Origin of the sequence: Mesorhizobium sp. B2-3-10, assembly GCF_006442275.1 — a bacterium.
Lineage (GTDB): Bacteria > Pseudomonadota > Alphaproteobacteria > Rhizobiales > Rhizobiaceae > Mesorhizobium > Mesorhizobium australicum.
Genome location: NZ_VFVT01000004.1, coordinates 546,568 through 563,187 on the forward strand (window position 1 = coordinate 546,568; position 16,620 = coordinate 563,187).

Genomic DNA, 16,620 nt, shown 5'->3' on the forward strand with positions numbered 1-16,620 from the left:
GATGGATCGGGTCTTTGTGGAGTATTACGAAGAGGAGTTGACCCATATCCGCGCCCTGGCGGCGGAATTCGCAGACATGCATCCGGCGGTCGCCCGCAATCTTTCCCTCGACACGGTCCCATGTCCCGACCCTTATGTCGAACGGCTGCTCGACGGCGTCGCCTTCCTGGCGGCGCGGACCCGTCTGAAGGTCGACGCGGAGCGCTCGCGCTTCTCGCGCGCAGTGCTCGATGTGCTTTACCCCGATCTGGTCGCGCCAGCGCCGGCGACGGCGATGGCGGTCCTGAAACCCGGCCAGCAAGTGCAGTCGATGCTCGCAGGTCACGCCATCGCGCGCGGCACACGATTGGTCTCTGCCCTGCATCCAGGGCTTTCGACACGCTCCACCTTTACCACCGCGCAGGAGGTGACGCTGTGGCCGATCGCCGTCACCTCGGTCAGCTATTTCCAGGATCGCAGTGCGCTCGCCGCCGCCGCAATCGCGCCGATCGGCGGCGTGCGCGCCGAGGCGGCGTTCCGGGTAACGCTCGCCCGGACAGGAAAAGGAAAGCTCAGCGACTTGTCGCTCGACCGTCTCGACCTTTATTTCGCCGGGCGCGCCAAGGCGCCGGTGCTTTTCGATGCAATCTTCGGCGCCTGCTCGGCGCTCGGCGCGCGCGCGCAGGGCAAGGCCAATCCGATAACAGCGCTGCCCGAGCCCGAAATGATAGGCATTCGCGACGACGAAGCGTTGATGCCACGCACCCGTGCGACCTTCGAGGGCTACCGGCTGCTGCGCGAATACTTCATGATCCCGGAGCGCTTTCATTACGTACGGGTCTCTGGCCTCCAGCCGGTGGTGCGCACATGTGAGGCGGCGATCGAGATCATCTTCCTGTTCCGGCGTGCGGTGCCAGAACTCGCCGATGTGACGGCTGCCGATTTCGAGCTGTTCGTGACGCCGGTCATCAATCTCTTCGAACGCGAATGCAACGACATCGAGATCGATCCGCGCAAAACCCGTCAGGTGCTGCATGCCGACCGCACCCGGGCGCGGGATTTCGAGATCTTTCGGGTCACACAGGTCGAGGATGCCGACGCCGAAAGCAGCGAGGCGACGATTCCCGAATTGTTCAGCCTGGGGCAGAACCGCGGCAGCGGCTGGGTCTATTCGACCGAGCGGCGTCCGCGCCGGGCCACCGAGGACGAGCGGCGCGACGGCCTGACCCGCACCTCCTACACCGGCGACGACGTCTTTATCGCCGTCTCGCGGCCCGCAGGAAGCGTGCCAAACCGGCTGCTCAAGCGTCTCGGCATCGTGGCGCTTTGCACCAATCGCGACCTGCCGATCCTGGACGACACGCCGACGCTGACTCTGGAGACGGCAGATCCAGTCGAAGCGGTGCGCTTGCTTGGAGCGCTGCGGCCGCCGCAGCCGGCGGTCCCGGCATCCCTGCCGGGCGGCGCTGAAGGCGAATCGCGCGCCGACAATCTCGCCTGGCGTCTGGTGGCCCAGCTCTCGCTCAACTTCCTCAGCCTTGCCAAGGAAGGTCGGGGAGTCGATCCGCTGCATGCCTTGCTCGACCTCTATGCCGATCGGGGCGATCCGGCCCTTGCCCGCAACGTGCATTCGATCGTGCGCATTGATTCGCGCCCGGTGATTGAGAGGCTGCAGATTGACGGGCCAATGTGTTTTGGACGCGGCACCGAGGTAACACTGCATGTCGACCAGTCCGTGCTGGCGGGGCAAAGCTCACTGCTGCTTTCGGCCCTGCTTTCGCGGCTGTTCGCCCGCCATGCGGGGATAAACGGTTTTGTGCGGACCCGTACGCGGTTGCTGCAGAAGCAGGAGGATGTGCCATGGCCGATGACGCCCGGCAATCGCTACCTGATCTAGCGCAGCCCGCAACGGTCGCGGCCGAAATGTTGTCGGAGGACTTCGACTTTTTCGAGTTGCTGCGACGGCTGGAGCAGCGCCGCGGGTTGTTCGGCCATTCCGGAACGGCCGAGCGCGAGCCGGCGAGGCTAGGCCAGCATGTGCGTCTGAGCTTCTCGGCGCGCGACGTCGTCAAGTTCCAGGAGGGCGGGGACAAGGCCCTGGCAAGGGTGACCGTCGCCAATCTGGGGCTGCTTGGACCGGAAGGACCGATGCCGCTGCATCTGACGCGCTGGGTGCTCGATCGGCTTTCGCAGCGCTGGTTCACCGGAGCCGACGCCGAGCAGACCAGCGACACGACCTTCGTCGATTTCGTCAACATCCTGCAGCACCGCATGATAGCGCTCTACTACCGCGCTTGGGCCGACGCGCATCCAGCGGTGCAGGTCGAGCGTTCCGTTGGCGGGCGCGTTCGCGCCATGCTGGAGGCCATGTCCGGCATCGGCCTGCCCGGCACGCAGGATCCCGAACTCGACGCTGTGCGACTGCGACAGGCTGGGTCGCTGGCCAGTCAGGTCGACGGCGTGGAGCGGCTTACTTTGTTCCTTGCCACCGCCTTCCAGGTTCCGGTGCGGATCAAGGAGTTCGTTGCCGCCTGGATCACCATACCGTCGGCATTGCAGACGCGTCTCGGCAAGGCCTATGCCGGGCTCGGACGCGGCGCGACGATCGGGCCGCGGGTGTTCAGCCGCCAGAGCAGGATCGAATTGCGCGTCGGTCCGTTGAGCCTCGACGAGTTCAAGTCGTTCTTGCCTGGCGAGCGGCGTCTCGGCCTGTTCAAGAAGGCGGTGCGCGATATCATCGGCGAGGCGCTCGATGTCGATTTGCGCATCGTGCTGGCGCGCGATGCCGTACCGCCGCCCCGGGTCGGGACCGTCCAGCTTGGCCGCACGGCCTGGCTGCAACGGCCCGCGAGTATGGGCGACGCCGACGATCTGAGATTGCACACTATCGTCGGCTGGCGGCCGCAAATGCCGGAGGCGGCCGCATGAGCCTGCTGCTGACCCTGGAACAAGGCCCCCGCTCGCAAGTCGTCCGGCAGAGCCGGCTGGACGAGGGCGAGTTGGTGATCGGGCGCAGCGCCGATGCCGGCTGGCAGATCGACGACCCGGACATGTTCGTGTCGCGCGCGCATTGCACGATCAAGGGCGACCGGGACGGCTATTTCGTGACCGACACGTCGAGCAGCGGATTGTTCGTCGACGAAGCCGAAAGCCCTCTTGGACCTGGCAGGTCGATGCGGCTGCAGAATGGCATGCGGCTGCGCATGGGCGACTATGTGTTTCATGTCGAGGTTCAGTCCAAAATGAGCCAGACCGCGGTCGGCCTGGCCCCGGCCGCCAGCCGACCCACGCCGGCGTGGTCGCCTCCGGGAGCGCGAACGCCGGCCAGCATCGGCGGCGACGACTTCTTCTCAGTCAAGATCGAGGAAGAACCGCGCAAGCCCCGCCCGGCGGATCTGCCGAACCCGTTCGAGCAGCCTGTCCCTGGGGCTTACGATCGCGCATCGAACCAGCGCAGTTCGCCTGCCTTCGATGACCCCTTCAGCCTCGATCCGGTGGCGACGCCGCAGGCCGGTGACGGCCCTGCTGCGGGTCAGCCGGATCCGTTTGGGCTGAGTGACATGTCTTCGCGCAACGATGCGTCCTGGCAGCCGGCGAAGCCGGCCAGCTTCGATGACGATTTCAGTTTCGGGCCCTCCGTTACGCCGCCTGTCACCAACGGCGCTGATCGGGCAGGACGTGCCCGGCACCAGGTTGAAAAGCCGCGCGCCGACAATCCTTGGGACATGCCGGTGCAGGCAGCCGCATCGCCGGCGCCGCGCCGCGCAGCGCCAGCGTCGAAGCCGGCGCCCGCTGCGCAGCCAGCGCCAAGCGATATGGCACTTCGTGCCGCGTTCTTGCGCGGCATAGGCGTCGAGGAGGCTGATTTTCCCGGGCGCGATGCGATCGCCGAAATGGAAAAATTCGGGCGTGAATACCGGCTGATGCTGGATGGCCTGATGCAGCTGCTGCGCAAACGCGCCGAGGAGAAGGGAAGCGCGCGCGTCGCCCAGACTGTGGTCGGCGCCTCCGAGGTCAATCCGCTTAAATTCCTGCCCACGGTCGAGGATGTCGTCGTCACCATCATCTCCGAACGCAGCCCGGGCTTTCTCTCAGGCGAGGCGGCGATCAGCGACGCGGTGAAGGACCTTGCACAGCATCACGTACGCGCCTGGCGGGGCGTTCAGGCGGCACTTCGGCGCATGATCGACCGTTTTGATCCAGCCGCTATCGAAGAAGAGCTCAAATCCAATTCCGCCATCAGCAATCTGCTCTCGGGCGGGCGCAACGCCAAGCTGTGGGAGCTCTATCAGAGACGCCATCGCGACATCGCCCAGAGTGCCGAATCGAGTTTCCTGGGCGAGATCGGCGCAGACTTCAGGGACGCATATGAGGAGGAGTAGAACATGATCGACAGACGCGAATTCGTCGTTGCCCTCGGCGCTACGGGGCTGCTTGCGGCTTGCCAGAGCGGCCCGCCGAAACCATCGGTTATTTCCGTCAATGTGACCGGCGGTGCGGGGATGAATCCAGGGCCGGGCGGCGGCGACCGGCCGGTAACGGTGCTGGTGATGCGGCTTGCCAGCACCGGCAAGTTCAACTCGGCCGACTATTTCGCGCTGCAGGGCGACGCGGGCTCGGCCCTCGGTGCCGACCTCATCGGCTCCGACGCGATCTCGGTTGCGCCTGGCAAAACGGTGGCCAAGACCATCACGGTCGAGCCAAACGCGACGGCGCTCGGCTTCGTGGCACTGATCCGCGAGCCAGGCGGACGCAACTGGCGCACCACCAAGTCGGTGTCGCCAGGGTCGAAATTCACCGTCAACGTCAGCCTGGGCAAGGGCGGCATTTCCGCCTAGCGGCAAGGCAGCATATAGTTGCATGCAGAAAGTAGCGGCATGAGCGATGCAAACAGGGTGCTGTGGTCGGAGGGCCTGTTTCTCAGGACCCAACACTTCCAGCAGCAGGATCGGTTCTTCGAAGGCATGGTGCGCGGCGCATTGCGGGCCGGCCAGCTCCATACTTTCGGCTTCCAGCAACTGACCCTCGACCAGTCGCTGCTCGACGCCGGTCAGGTTTCGATCGTGTCCGCCCGGGGCATTTTCCCGGACGGCACGCCTTTTTCCATTCCCGACCTGATGGATGCGCCGAAGCCGCTGCCGGTCACGCCCGACACGGGCGCCGGGCCGGTGCTGGTCGCACTGCCGCTCGAGCCCCCCGGAGGCGTGGGATTCGACCCGGCGCATGCGGCGTCGACGGGCGCGCGTTACCACGGCAAGATCGTATCGGTGCGCGATGCCGTCCAAAGTGGCGGCGATCCCGAGGAGATCGAGATCGCAAGGCCGCAAGCGGCGCTGCTTGCGCCCGGCAAATCGGTCGGCGGCTATACCGCCTTGCCGATCGCCGACATAAAAGGTGTACGCGCCGACGGCGGCATCTCGCTCGACGAGACGTTCCTGCCGCCGACGCTGATCACCGGCGCGGTCCACTGGTACAGGCAATTGCTGCAGGAGGTCGTCACCGGCCTCGAGCAGATCGGCGAAGCGCATGGCAAGATGGTGATGGGCGGCGCCGGCCGTAGCGTCGAAGACCTCTTGATGCTGCACCTGGCCAATGCCGCTCGCCCGCGCCTTGCCCATATGCTGGCGCAGGATGTCTTTCATCCGGCCGAGCTCTATCTCGAACTTGCCGGACTCGCCGGCGAGATGGCAACCTACGGCTCGAGCTCGCGCCGGCTCGGCGACCTGCCGGCCTACGACCACATGGCCCCCGGCCCCGCCTATATGGCACTGGCCGACGCCTTGCGTTCGCTCATCCTCAGCCTGCGCTACATCGAACCGAAATCGCGCGCGCTGCCGGTCATGCGGCACGCGACCAATGTCTGGAAAGTACGCATCGACAACCCCAAGCTTTTGCTCGCCAGCCGGATCGTCATCCGCGTCGGATCGGAGCTTTCGGAAGACGCGCTGCGCAAGATCTTCGTCAACCAGGCGACAGTCGGCGCCGCGGACCAGTTCGAAGGGCTTTGGAAGTCGCGCCTGCCGGGAATTCCGCTCAAACCGCTCCATTCGCAGCCACGCGAGATTCCCTATGATGGCGACCGGCTGTGCCTGGAGCTCGACCAGAAGAGCGAGCATTGGGCCTCCTTGCTCGACGCGCCCGGATTCGTCATTGGCGTTTCCGGTGTCCTGGACAGCGAGCCGCAGGTCGACTGCTATTCGGTGAACAGGTGATGAGCCGGGATGATCCTTTCGGCCTGTCGGAGGATCGCGAGCGCACGCGCATCAGGCTGACGGGCGTCGCGCCGCGGCCGCTGGCGCCGCTGACGCCAGGCGCTCCGGTCAAGAGGGCGCGCGTCCATCCCAACCCGCTCATCAACATCTTCGCGCCACTGCTCGAATTCGCCCCCGAGCTCGAAAGCGCTCTGGCGCCGGAAAACCCCGAAGCAATGCGCACACGCCTGCTCGACGAGTTGGTTCAGGCGCGCGACGCCGTTATGGCAGCGGGCTCCTCGCTGGAGCGCGCCGATCAGGCGGCATGGGCCGTGGCGGCATTGCTCGACGACCTCGCGCTCAACACGCCATGGGGCGGCGCCAGCGCCTGGCCGCGGCAGCCGCTCGTGGTCATGCTGCGTGGCGACGTCGATGCCGGCACCCAGTTTTTCACCCGCCTTGACGAGCTCGAGCGCCATCCCAACCGTGACCGCGAGATGCTGGAGCTTCAGTATTACTGCCTGGCGCTCGGCTTCCGTGGCAAGTATCGGGTGCCCGGCCGAGCCGGCGACCGCTCGCTCAATGGCGTGCGTGTGGCAGCCGCGCGCGTCTTTCGCAATGCCGACGCCGACAGCGCGCCGCTGTCGCCGAACTGGAAAGGCGTGATCGCTTCCGACGAGCCACAGCGCTTCATCGTCCCGATATGGGTGATGGCCCTTGCTGCAATTGCCATCGCCGCCGCCGCTTATATCGGTCTATCGATGAGCTTGAGCAGCCAGGCGGTTGAACTGTCGGCACTGGTCCGCACCCTGCCGCCGGCTTCTCGGGCGGACGTTACCCGCGCCGCACCAAAGCAGGATGCGCCCGAACCTGAACCGCCACAGGCGGTCGATTTCGCGCTTTTGCCCGCATTCAAGGCCGAAGCGCCGGCAGGCCTCAAGGGCGCGCTCAGCGGCACCGAGAGCGTCTCGCTGGCCAAGCTGATCATCCAGTCCTCCAACCCAGAGCTCTTCCAGTCCTCGCGGCCGACACTGTCCCAAGGTTATGAGCCGTTGATCGCCTCGATCGCCAAGGTGATCCTCGCCAACCAGGAGCTGACCGGAAACATCACCATCATCGGCCATACCGACAATGTGCGCCTGCAGCGGTCCAACCCGCTGGCGAGCAACCAGCGGCTCTCGGAGGCACGCGCGCAGACCATAGGGGACCTCCTGGTGCAGGCTGGCGTGCCACAGGCGCGCATCCATTCCGAAGGCCGCGCCGACACCGATCCGGTGGCCGACAACTCGACCCGCGAGGGCCGCGCGCTCAACCGGCGCGTCGAGGTCCTGGTCGAGAAGAGGCTCTGAGATGTTCATCCTGCGCTTTCTATGGGCGGTCATCACCTCGCGATTTCTGTGGACCCTGATCGGCATTGCACTGCTTTCGCTGTTGATCTGGGTGTTCGGCCCGATCGTAAGGGTCGGTCCCTACGCGCCATTCGAATCCGACAATGTGCGCATCGCCATCGTCGTCGGACTGATCTTCTTATGGCTGATCTGGCTGATCATCGCGCAACGGCGCGCCATTCGCGCCAATCGCATGTTCGTCGCCGAGATCGCAGCTCCGGTAGCCGAAAAACAGCTCACCCCTGGCGAGGAGAGCGTTGCAGCCGTCGGCGCCAAATTCGGCGAGGTGATGGCCGAGCTCAAGCGGCGCAAGCTCGGCGGACGCAAGTTCCTGCGCGAAATGCCGTGGTATGTGATCGTCGGACCTCCGGCCACCGGCAAGACCACGGCGTTGCGCCAATCGGGTCTCAATTTTCCAATCGACCTCACCGATGATTTGCAAGGTGTTGGCGGCACGCGCAATTGTGACTGGTTCTTCTCCGAAAACGCGGTGCTGATCGACACCGCGGGCCGCTACGTCCAACAGGAGAGCCAGCCGGACGTCGATGCTGCGGAATGGCTGGGCTTCCTTGATCTTTTGAAAAAGCACCGCGGCCGCCGAGCGCTCAACGGCGTCATTGTCGCGCTGTCGATCGATGCGCTCTCGGAGGGCGAGGAAGCGATCAAGACGCACGGCCGCAAGATCCGCCGCCGACTGGCCGAGCTGAATGATCGGCTGGAGGTCCGCCTGCCCGTCTACCTGATGCTGACCAAGGCAGACCTGATCAAAGGCTTCGAAGCCTTCTTCGGTGGCTTGTCGACAAGCGCGCGCGAGCAGGTGTGGGGGACAACTTTTCCGCTCGAGGCCCAAGTCAACGCCGGCACGATCCAGGCGGAGCTATCCAGGCTCGCCACCGAGCTGGAGCGGAGGTTGGTGCCACGCCTGGAAGACGAAGACAAGCTCGCCTCGCGCGCCGAGATCTTCCGCTTTCCAGCCCAGCTGGCGAGCCTCGGCGAGCCGATCAAGACATTGATCGAGGCAATATTCGGCGAAAGCCGCTATGAGGAAGCCGCCTGGTTGCGCGGCCTTTATCTAACATCGGCGACCCAGGAAGGCGCTCCCATCGACCGGCTGACCGCGGCGTTGTCGTCCTCCTTCGGCCTGCCGCCGCGCCGCGCCATGCCGGCGGCGCGGGTCGAGAGGCGCAGCTTCTTCCTCAGGAACCTTCTGACCGAGGTTATCTTCAAGGAGGCCGGCCTTGGTACGTTCGATCCGCTGGCGCAGCGTCGCCGCGCCTGGATCTGGCGCGGGGCTGCCGCCGCCTGTGCGCTCGCGGCTCTGCTGGCCGGCGGCCTGTTCACCTGGTCCTACCTCGACAACCGCAATGCGATCGCCGAACAGGCTGGCCAGTTCGAAGCCCTGCAGCGGCCGCTCACCGAGGTGGCCGCCATGCCGGCTGCGGTCGAGCAGCCGACCTTGGATGGCGCGCTGGCGGCGATGGGCGCAGTCGCGACGGCACGAACGCCGCCGCCAGACGGCGTCCATAACCTGCTCGGGCCGACCGCGTCGGCGGAGTTGATGCGCGCACAGACGGATACCTACGACCATGCCCTGCGCAACGTGCTCGAGCCGCATATGGTCGCCCTGCTCGAGGCTACGATGTGGCGGCAAATCCGCGATCCGGATTTCATGCTTGGCGCGCTGAAGACGTACCGGATGATGACTGGCCTGTCGCAAATGGACACCGATTTCGTCCAGAACTGGTGGGTGAACAGTCTGCCACAATTCGCGCCGGCGCCGCCCTTCCCCACGGCCGACGCCGAAGAGCACCAGCTTGCCGCTATCGGCCGCATGGCAGTCGATGACAGCTACATCGCCCCCGACAAGCAACTGGTCGCAGAGGCGCTGAAGACCGTGTGCACGATCTCGCTGCCCGAGCGCGCCTACAGGCAACTCCTGGCCGACCCGGAAGTAGCAGCCGTCAAGGAATGGGTGCCGGCCAATTTCGCCGGGCCGAACGGAGGCAAGGTGTTCGCGCGCCGTTCCGACAAAACACTGCGTGTTGGCGTTCCAGGCCCCTATACCTATGCCGGTTTCCATGACGCGGTCCTCGACCGAGTCGAGGATGTCGCCGGCCAGGCCGCGTTGGACCGGGCGGTGTTTGCCGGCGGCTGCGCGGAGAATTCGGAGACGTCGGTCTCGGCGCTCTCCCAGGACATCCTGAAGCTCTACTACGACGACTATATCGCGCAGTGGGACTCTTTCCTGCGGGACATGCGGCTTTCACCGCTGACCGATCTCAACATTGCCAGTGAGAACCTCAAGGATCTGTCAAGCGCCGACTCCGCGCTCAAGCGCCTGTTGACGGCAGTGGTGCAGGAGACCGACCTCACCCGTTCCGACGAGGCGCCGGCCGAGGGCCAAAGTGGCGCTGCCGCCAAGACCGGTTCGAAGCTGCTGAGCAAGCTTGGCAAGCTCGGCAAGGTGGTGACGTCAGGCGCCAAGCTCCTGCCTCGCGCCGGCTCAGCCAACCAGGTGGACATGACCGGCAGCCTGGTGGCAGACCATTTCAAGCCGCTCAAGGGCACCATCGCACAGGTCGACGGCCAGCCGCCGGCGCTCGACGCGGCGATCGTCGCGCTTACGGCGCTGTCGAACGTTCTGCAGACGGTCACCGCCAATCCCAACCCGCAGGATGCGATCAAGAAGCAGGGAGGCCTTGCCGAACTGACAGGCGCGGTTGCGAGACAAGCACAGATCCTGCCCTCGCCCGTCAACGACTGGCTGGGCGGTATTGCCGGCGACACCAGTGGCCTGTCGCAGAAGGCTGTAACCAACGAGCTCAATGCCATCTGGAGGGCCGACATACTCCCCTTCTGCCAGGCGGCGCTCAACAACCGCTATCCATTCAGCGCCGACAGCGCGGTCGACGTTAATGTGCGCGACTTTCAGCGCCTGTTCGGGCCGACGGGCCTGATCGATGCTTTCATCAACGACCATCTGATCAACTACGTCGACACCGCCAGCGAGCCGTGGAAATGGCGGGCCGATTTCGGTCTCGACCCGGCGGCGCTCGCAGCCTTCGAGCAGGCCAGGCATATCCGCGACGACCTGTTTCCAGGCGGCACCGGCCCGGTGATGAATTTCACCCTCGAACCCAAGGACCTCGCACCCGGCGCGGCGCGGGTTACGCTCAACCTCGATGGCCAGAACCTCGTCTACTACAACAATGCCACCCGGCCGCAGCCGATGACGTGGCCCGGCAAGGACGGCACCGGGGTGATCTCGCTTGCCTTCCAGCCGGTCGACGGCTCGCCTGAAGTGATGCTCAACGAAACCGGCAGCTGGGCCTGGCTCAGAATGCTGCGCGGCGGCCGCTTCGCCGCGACCAAGCTCACCGACGTCTACAGCCTGCGGCTCGGCACGAAGGGGATGTGGGCCGACTTCGAGCTCAAGGCGGCCAGCGTCGAAAACCCCTACACGCTCGAAATGTTCAAGAAATTCACATGTCCGCCGCAGATCTGATCGTGCCCGGCTTTTACGGCAAGATGCCCGCCACCGGCGATTTCGTGACCCGGCGGCTGCCGGCGGATTTCGTGCGTGGATGGGACCGCTGGCTGGCGCAGCATATCGTGCCGCTGTTCGGACTTGAAACCTGGCCGCAGCACATTGCGCTGCGTTTCCTCAGCGGGCCTGGTTCCTTCGGCGCCGCGGCCGGCATTGTACTGCAAAGCACCGACAAGGTCGGCCGGCAATTTCCACTGAGCGTTGTCGCACGTCTTGATGAAGCACCGCTGAAGCTTGCTTATACCGATGCCTGGTTCGAAAATATCGAAAAAGCTGCCTTCGCCGCGCAACGGGGCGAGATGACGCCGGACGAGCTCGACGCGGTGCTGGCCAGCCTACCCGCGCCGGTCGTCGATGGCGAGGGCGATGTCATCGACGATCTCGTAGCGTGGACGGCGCGTACGGATATTTTCGATGTCGACCAGCTGGCGCCGCAGCCGGTGCTGGAGCAGATCGCCGCCAGCCATATGGAGGCGAGCTGATGCAGATATGGAACCAGATGGGCTATCCGCATCAGTTCACCATGGGCATGGACAAGGCCGGCCACGAATGGATCGTGGTCGTGGTCAAGGGCACTTTCGATTTTCCGACGAAGCCTGGCGGGTTGGTGCAGAAATCGGCCGAACAGGTTCCGCTGGTCATGGCCGACACGCAAACCGGCGTGCCCGGCTATTCGGCAACGTTGTGGGAGACAGACTTCGCCTTCCGCAAGCCGCGCTGCGATGTGATCGCCAATGGCTGTGCCTACGCGCCGGGCGGGCGTCCAGCCGAGCGCGTGCCGGTCGGCATCAAGGTCGGCAACTGGTCGAAGCTGTTCGAGGTCGTCGGGCACCGCGAGTGGCGCGCCATCGGGCCTTTGTTTACCGCTACGGCTCCGCAGCCCTTTCTGAAACTGCCGATTTCCTACGACGTAGCCTGGGGCGGCGTCGACCGACTGGACCCAGAGGACAAGCTTCCCGCCAGCTACAAATACAACCCGGTCGGAACCGGCTGGTCGCGCACCAAGAACCAGCGTCTAGTCCCGGGCCTGCGGCTGCCCAACACGCAGGCGGTCGGCGAGGAAGTGCGCTCACCCTTTGGGGACTACAGGCCGATGAGTTTCGGGCCGATGGGGCGCGGCTGGCCCGGCCGCATCGAATATGGCGGCACATATGACCAGAACTGGATCGACAATATTTTTCCGTTCCTGCCGCCGGATTTCGATGAACGCTATTTCCAGATGGCGCCACCTGACCAACAGATCGACTCTCCGAGAGGCGGTGAGGACGTGCAGCTGATCAATCTGACGCCGATGGGCAAGGAGGTTTTCCGCCTGCCGGCGCCGGCGTTGCAGATGACCTTGTTCAAGGAGCAGGACAAGGTGTTCGACGGTGAACTGTCTCCGGACACAATCCTGTTCGATCTAGAAAATCGACGATTCTCGCTGGTTTGGCGGTTGCAGCAGCGGCTCAAGCGCACGATCCTCGATTTTTCGGAATGCTGGATCGGGCCGCCGACGCAATCCATGCTGCGCGCACGAGGGACCGGGCGAACTTATGTCCGTGCAAACGGTGCTGACGCGGAAGAAGAAATCGAGGAGGCATGACACTCGAGCTCGACATCATTTCGATCGGCATGGTGACCGCGGTCGGTCTCGACGCCCCCTCGGCGTGCGCCGCGATGCGTGCCAAACTCGACGGCTTCCAGGAAACCCGCTTTGTCGGCCCGGGCGGCGGCTGGCTGGTCGGCGCCCCGGTGCCGCTGCCGCGCAAGTTCACAGGGGAGAAACGGCTGGCCCACATGGCTGCGGCCGCCATCATCGAGGCCTTCGAGCTCGTTCCCGAGGCACGTGGCACCGCAGCGCTCATCCTCTGCCTCGCCGAAGAAGACCGGCCCGGCCGGCTCGCCCCGGAAGCCGCACGCCTCGCTGCGCGCATCGCCGAGATCACCGGCATCGCCTCGCCGTATCGAACGCGAATCGTCGCCCACGGCCGGCCCTCCGGCCACGTCGCACTCGACCAGGCCCGTCGGCTGCTGGCCGACCGCAGCGTACCTTACGTGATGATCTGCGGCGTCGACAGCTACCTGGCGGGACTAACGATCGACCACTATCTGGCCGAACGGCGCCTGCTCACCCCAGACAACCCTAATGGCTTCATCCCCGGCGAAGCTGCCAGTGCTATCCTCTGCACCCGCCCAGGCAGCGGCACCATGCGCCTCCTCGGCCTCGGCCTGGCCCGCGAGCCGGCCTATATCTACAACCGTACCGATCTTCCTCTCCGCGGTAACGGCATGACCGCAGCCTACCGCATGGCTCTGGACGCCTCGGGGATGGAAATGCGCGATGTCGGTTACCGGATTTCGGATCTTATCGGCGAGAGCTATTTCTTCAAGCAGGCAGCGATTGCCTCGTTGCGGCTCGTCCGAGGCCATCATGGTTTCCAAGACTTCTGGAGCCCAGCTGAAAGTCTCGGCAATGTCGGAGCCGCTGTCGTGCCGATGACGGTTGGCATGGCCATAACCGCTGCCATGAAAGGCTACGACCGAGGCGATCCGGTGCTGATCGAGTCTTCGGGCGACGACGGCGCCTGCGGTGCGATGCTGTTGACCGCGGGACGAATGCCGCGGAGGCGGGTCGCCGCATGACCGTGTTCGCGAATGGGCTCGAGATCGCTTGCAAGGCGCAGACCAATCAGGTGATCGCGGCCTTTCCAGATGTCTGCTTCACGCCGCCGCAGACGCCGGCTACGCCGCCCGGCGTGCCGATTCCCTACCCAAGCTTCGGCACGGATTCCGACACGGACAAAGGGACGAGCACAGTCAAGATCGGCGGCAAGACCGTCACGCAGAAGAACCAGTCCTACTACACCAAGACCACGGGGACCGAAGCGGGGTGTGCGCCGAAAAAGGGCGTCGTCAGCTCGCAAAACACCGGCAAGGAGTACGCCGAAGCTTGGTCCGGCAACGTCAAGATGGATGGAGAGCCGATCAGCCGGTTTACGGACATCTCAACGAATAACCATGCCTCGCCGGTCGGCAATGCGCCGCCCTGGCCGAAGGTCGCGGCCGCCGACCTGAAACCCGGCCAGGACGCGGACTGCCTCGTCGGTTCCTATGATGACATCGCCGCTGCCTGCGCGAACGCGAAGCCTCCCGGCGAGGCGCATCATGTCGTTCCGGACAAGACCTGCCGCACGGGCACGCGGGACCAGGCGATTGCCGCTGAGGCGGCCGGCGCCTCGACTATCACGCGGACCTTCGGCAGGCAGAAGCGGAACATCGGCGAGCGCGTGAAGAACGCGCCGTCGATCGGTGAAGGCGTCTGCATCTGTGTCAGCAAGTCGGCGCACAAAAAGATCCACAAGAAGGAGCGGGCAGCGCTCAAGAAGCTCGGGCAGAAGGTACCGGCCAATCTGAAAGGCGCGGCCAAGAAGGCGCATATTGAGACCATGAAAAGCAACGGCACCTGGAACACCGCGAAGCTCGGTGACATTATCGCTGAGTCGAAGAAGTCGATAAGCGACATCAAGCAGGATAAGAACGGCAATCCAACGGCCGCGTGCATCGCGAAGGCGAAGGCCGCGGTAACCAGGCAGACCGCAAACATCGGGCCGAACCAGGTCGGCCGCACGTCAGGGACGCTTCCTAACAAGGCGGCGGCGAGCAAAATGCTGAACACGACAATATCATGAGCGACTACGATATCTGGGCGGCCTGTGCGCTGTCTGCCGACGGCTTCGCAATTTCGACCGGCCTGCTCGAGGACGGGCCGCAGTTCAGCAGGCTTACGCTCCACCGAGCGCCGGGCATGCCTGAATGGAACTATTTGCATTTCGAATCGACGCTCGTGTGGCTGACGAGACTCGACGGCTGGCGTCACGGGGCGTTGCTCGCGGCCCTCGGCATCGACGGCGATGTCAGCTTCGTCGGCCAGCAATTTGCCAGTGAGCAGATTCCGGATGCGGGCGCCGGCGACGACGAAGAGGGCCGTGGCTCGATGAGCCAAATTCGGCAATTGGGCGACGAACTGATTGCCTGCGGATACGGTTCGCAAGTCTATGTGCGCGACACACGGGACGCGTGGACAAGAATAGCCGGCTCGGATGACGAGGCTTTGGGCGACAACGCCTTCGAGGCCGTGGCGCGAAACGCGAATGGGGAGTGGGCGGCTTGCGGCAACACCGCCGCAGCCTTCCGTGAGCCGACCGTCGCCGAGCAAGCCGAACTCGACCGGATCGCAGAGACAGGCACGATGCCCCAATACCTTGCCGCGAAGGAGCGCTTCGAGACCCAGTTGGCAGGCGAAATCGGCTGCCTGTACGTGCGGAATAAACGCCGCTGGACGGGCGTGGACCTACCAGGCAACACCTATCTTGAGGATGTTGTCGTGCTAGAGGACGGTCGCCTTCTAGCGGCGGGCGGCGGTGGTCTGATCGTCGCAGGTCGGGATCCCCATGGCTTCGAGGATTTCTCGCAGCCGGGCTTCGCCGAGAACTACCATTCCATCTGCCTAGTCGGTGGCCGGCCCCACCTTCTTGGCGATACGGTGATCCATGTCCTCGGCAAGGATTTGCAGTTGGAAGAGGAGATTGGCCTGCCGGACGAACTGCAGAGCCCGTTGCTCATTGATGTCGCGGATGGCGTGCTCTGGTATTTCGATCACAAGGGGGTCGCCAAACGGCGGCAAAACGCCTGGGTCATCACGGATCTGCCGGACGACGTATGGGAAGAAGTGCGTCACGATGGATAATCGGGCGCGGCAGCTTGGTTAGGATCTACACCCCGTTCGCCCCGAGATATTCTCTGACCTTTTTGAGGTCCAGCTCTGTGACCGGGATCGGGCGCTTCGCCTCCAGCATGCGCACGACGAACAGCTCGCCCGCTTCGGGATATTCGGCGAACCGTTCCTGAGCGATCCGCTTGCCGTCCGGTCCCGCCACCCACAGCCCGTCCAAATGCGCCTCCAGCCGCTCGACCAGCCGCGCGAGCCGCTCAGCGTCCATGTCAGGATTCTCATCCGGGTGAAGCAGGTGCCGGTCGTAGACTGTCCACAGGAACGCCGCCATCTCCGCGTGCTGGCGCACGATTTTCGGAAGGACGGGTGCGCGCGGCATCAGTTGAGGTTGACCGAGCCACCGCGGATACGATTTGCCGCACTGGCATGGCTGGTGACATATGTGCCGCGAATGGTGATATGACCGTCTTTTTCCAGGATGATGGACGCTTTGCCGCAGCGGAGTTCGACGCGTTCCTCACCATGGATCCGCACCTGGCGCCCGTCACTGAACGCCCGCGGCCGCGAGTCGCGGGTCGGATCGACAATGCGTCCGACGATCAGCGGAAGTAGTGGATCCCCCTCCTCGAACAACAGTGCCACTTCGGAGGCGATCGCGTCCGGACCCAGCGCGACGAGGCTCTTCGCCTTGAGTGCGGTCTCCTTTGGATTGCCTGCAAATACGACCAGCGGCGCGGCTTCCTCGAAGCCCAACAGAACGCCGATAACGACACCCTCGATCCGCGATTTCAACGCAACCAT

Annotated in this window: 14 protein-coding genes; 12 read left to right on the top strand and 2 right to left on the bottom strand. The window is 64.7% G+C overall.

The annotated features are described in order from the left end of the window. Window position 1: 1 nt before the first annotated feature. From tssF to FJ943_RS15350, 12 genes are read left to right on the top strand one after another with little or no spacing between them, the layout of a single operon-like run. Window positions 2-1,876: a type VI secretion system baseplate subunit TssF gene (tssF, locus tag FJ943_RS15295; RefSeq protein WP_140722562.1), complete on the top strand. Its 1,875-nt coding sequence runs from the start codon at window positions 2-4 to the stop codon at window positions 1,874-1,876. After that, on the top strand, window positions 1,840-2,907 hold the full coding sequence (tssG, locus tag FJ943_RS15300; protein ID WP_140722565.1) for a type VI secretion system baseplate subunit TssG: 1,068 nt from the start codon (window positions 1,840-1,842) through the stop codon (window positions 2,905-2,907). Before tssF ends, tssG begins: the two co-directional genes overlap by 37 nt. Next, entirely contained in the window at window positions 2,904-4,361 is a 1,458-nt protein-coding gene (gene tagH, locus FJ943_RS15305) for a type VI secretion system-associated FHA domain protein TagH (protein ID WP_140722568.1), read from the top strand. The genes tssG and tagH overlap by 4 nt, the downstream gene beginning before the upstream one ends. Before the next feature lie 3 nt (window positions 4,362-4,364). After that, complete coding sequence (gene tssJ, locus FJ943_RS15310) at window positions 4,365-4,817, top strand: type VI secretion system lipoprotein TssJ (RefSeq protein WP_140620055.1); 453 nt, start codon at window positions 4,365-4,367, stop codon at window positions 4,815-4,817. A gap of 39 nt (window positions 4,818-4,856) precedes the next feature. Next, on the top strand, window positions 4,857-6,191 hold the full coding sequence (gene tssK / locus FJ943_RS15315; RefSeq protein ID WP_140722571.1) for a type VI secretion system baseplate subunit TssK: 1,335 nt from the start codon (window positions 4,857-4,859) through the stop codon (window positions 6,189-6,191). Next, a complete protein-coding gene (tssL, locus tag FJ943_RS15320) occupies window positions 6,191-7,519 on the top strand; it encodes a type VI secretion system protein TssL, long form (RefSeq protein WP_140722574.1) in 1,329 nt (442 codons plus the stop codon). Before tssK ends, tssL begins: the two co-directional genes overlap by 1 nt. Window position 7,520: 1 nt before the next feature. Continuing rightward, window positions 7,521-11,063, top strand: a complete 3,543-nt coding sequence (gene tssM / locus FJ943_RS15325; protein WP_140722577.1) for a type VI secretion system membrane subunit TssM — start codon at window positions 7,521-7,523, stop codon at window positions 11,061-11,063. Continuing rightward, window positions 11,045-11,587, top strand: a complete 543-nt coding sequence (tagF, locus tag FJ943_RS15330; protein ID WP_140661229.1) for a type VI secretion system-associated protein TagF — start codon at window positions 11,045-11,047, stop codon at window positions 11,585-11,587. Before tssM ends, tagF begins: the two co-directional genes overlap by 19 nt. Beyond that, on the top strand, window positions 11,587-12,690 hold the full coding sequence (locus FJ943_RS15335) for a DUF2169 domain-containing protein (RefSeq protein WP_140661228.1): 1,104 nt from the start codon (window positions 11,587-11,589) through the stop codon (window positions 12,688-12,690). Before tagF ends, FJ943_RS15335 begins: the two co-directional genes overlap by 1 nt. Continuing rightward, window positions 12,687-13,730 carry a 3-oxoacyl-ACP synthase gene (locus FJ943_RS15340; RefSeq protein ID WP_140661227.1) on the top strand — a complete coding sequence of 348 codons (1,044 nt, stop codon included), beginning with the start codon at window positions 12,687-12,689 and terminating at the stop codon, window positions 13,728-13,730. The genes FJ943_RS15335 and FJ943_RS15340 overlap by 4 nt, the downstream gene beginning before the upstream one ends. Beyond that, window positions 13,727-14,776 (top strand): DUF4150 domain-containing protein, encoded by a 1,050-nt coding sequence (locus tag FJ943_RS15345; protein ID WP_140661226.1) that lies wholly within the window; start codon window positions 13,727-13,729, stop codon window positions 14,774-14,776. The genes FJ943_RS15340 and FJ943_RS15345 overlap by 4 nt, the downstream gene beginning before the upstream one ends. Further along, window positions 14,773-15,834: a hypothetical protein gene (locus FJ943_RS15350; protein WP_140722580.1), complete on the top strand. Its 1,062-nt coding sequence runs from the start codon at window positions 14,773-14,775 to the stop codon at window positions 15,832-15,834. The genes FJ943_RS15345 and FJ943_RS15350 overlap by 4 nt, the downstream gene beginning before the upstream one ends. 25 nt (window positions 15,835-15,859) lie before the next feature. Here FJ943_RS15350 and FJ943_RS15355 read toward each other — a convergent pair whose 3' ends face one another. Both FJ943_RS15355 and FJ943_RS15360 read right to left on the bottom strand, forming a co-directional pair. Next, window positions 15,860-16,198: a hypothetical protein gene (locus tag FJ943_RS15355; RefSeq protein WP_140661224.1), complete on the bottom strand. Its 339-nt coding sequence runs from the start codon at window positions 16,196-16,198 to the stop codon at window positions 15,860-15,862. Then, the gene (locus tag FJ943_RS15360; RefSeq protein ID WP_140661223.1) at window positions 16,198-16,620 is read right to left on the bottom strand and encodes a DUF6484 domain-containing protein; all 423 of its coding nucleotides are present in this window, start codon (window positions 16,618-16,620) and stop codon (window positions 16,198-16,200) included. Before FJ943_RS15360 ends, FJ943_RS15355 begins: the two co-directional genes overlap by 1 nt.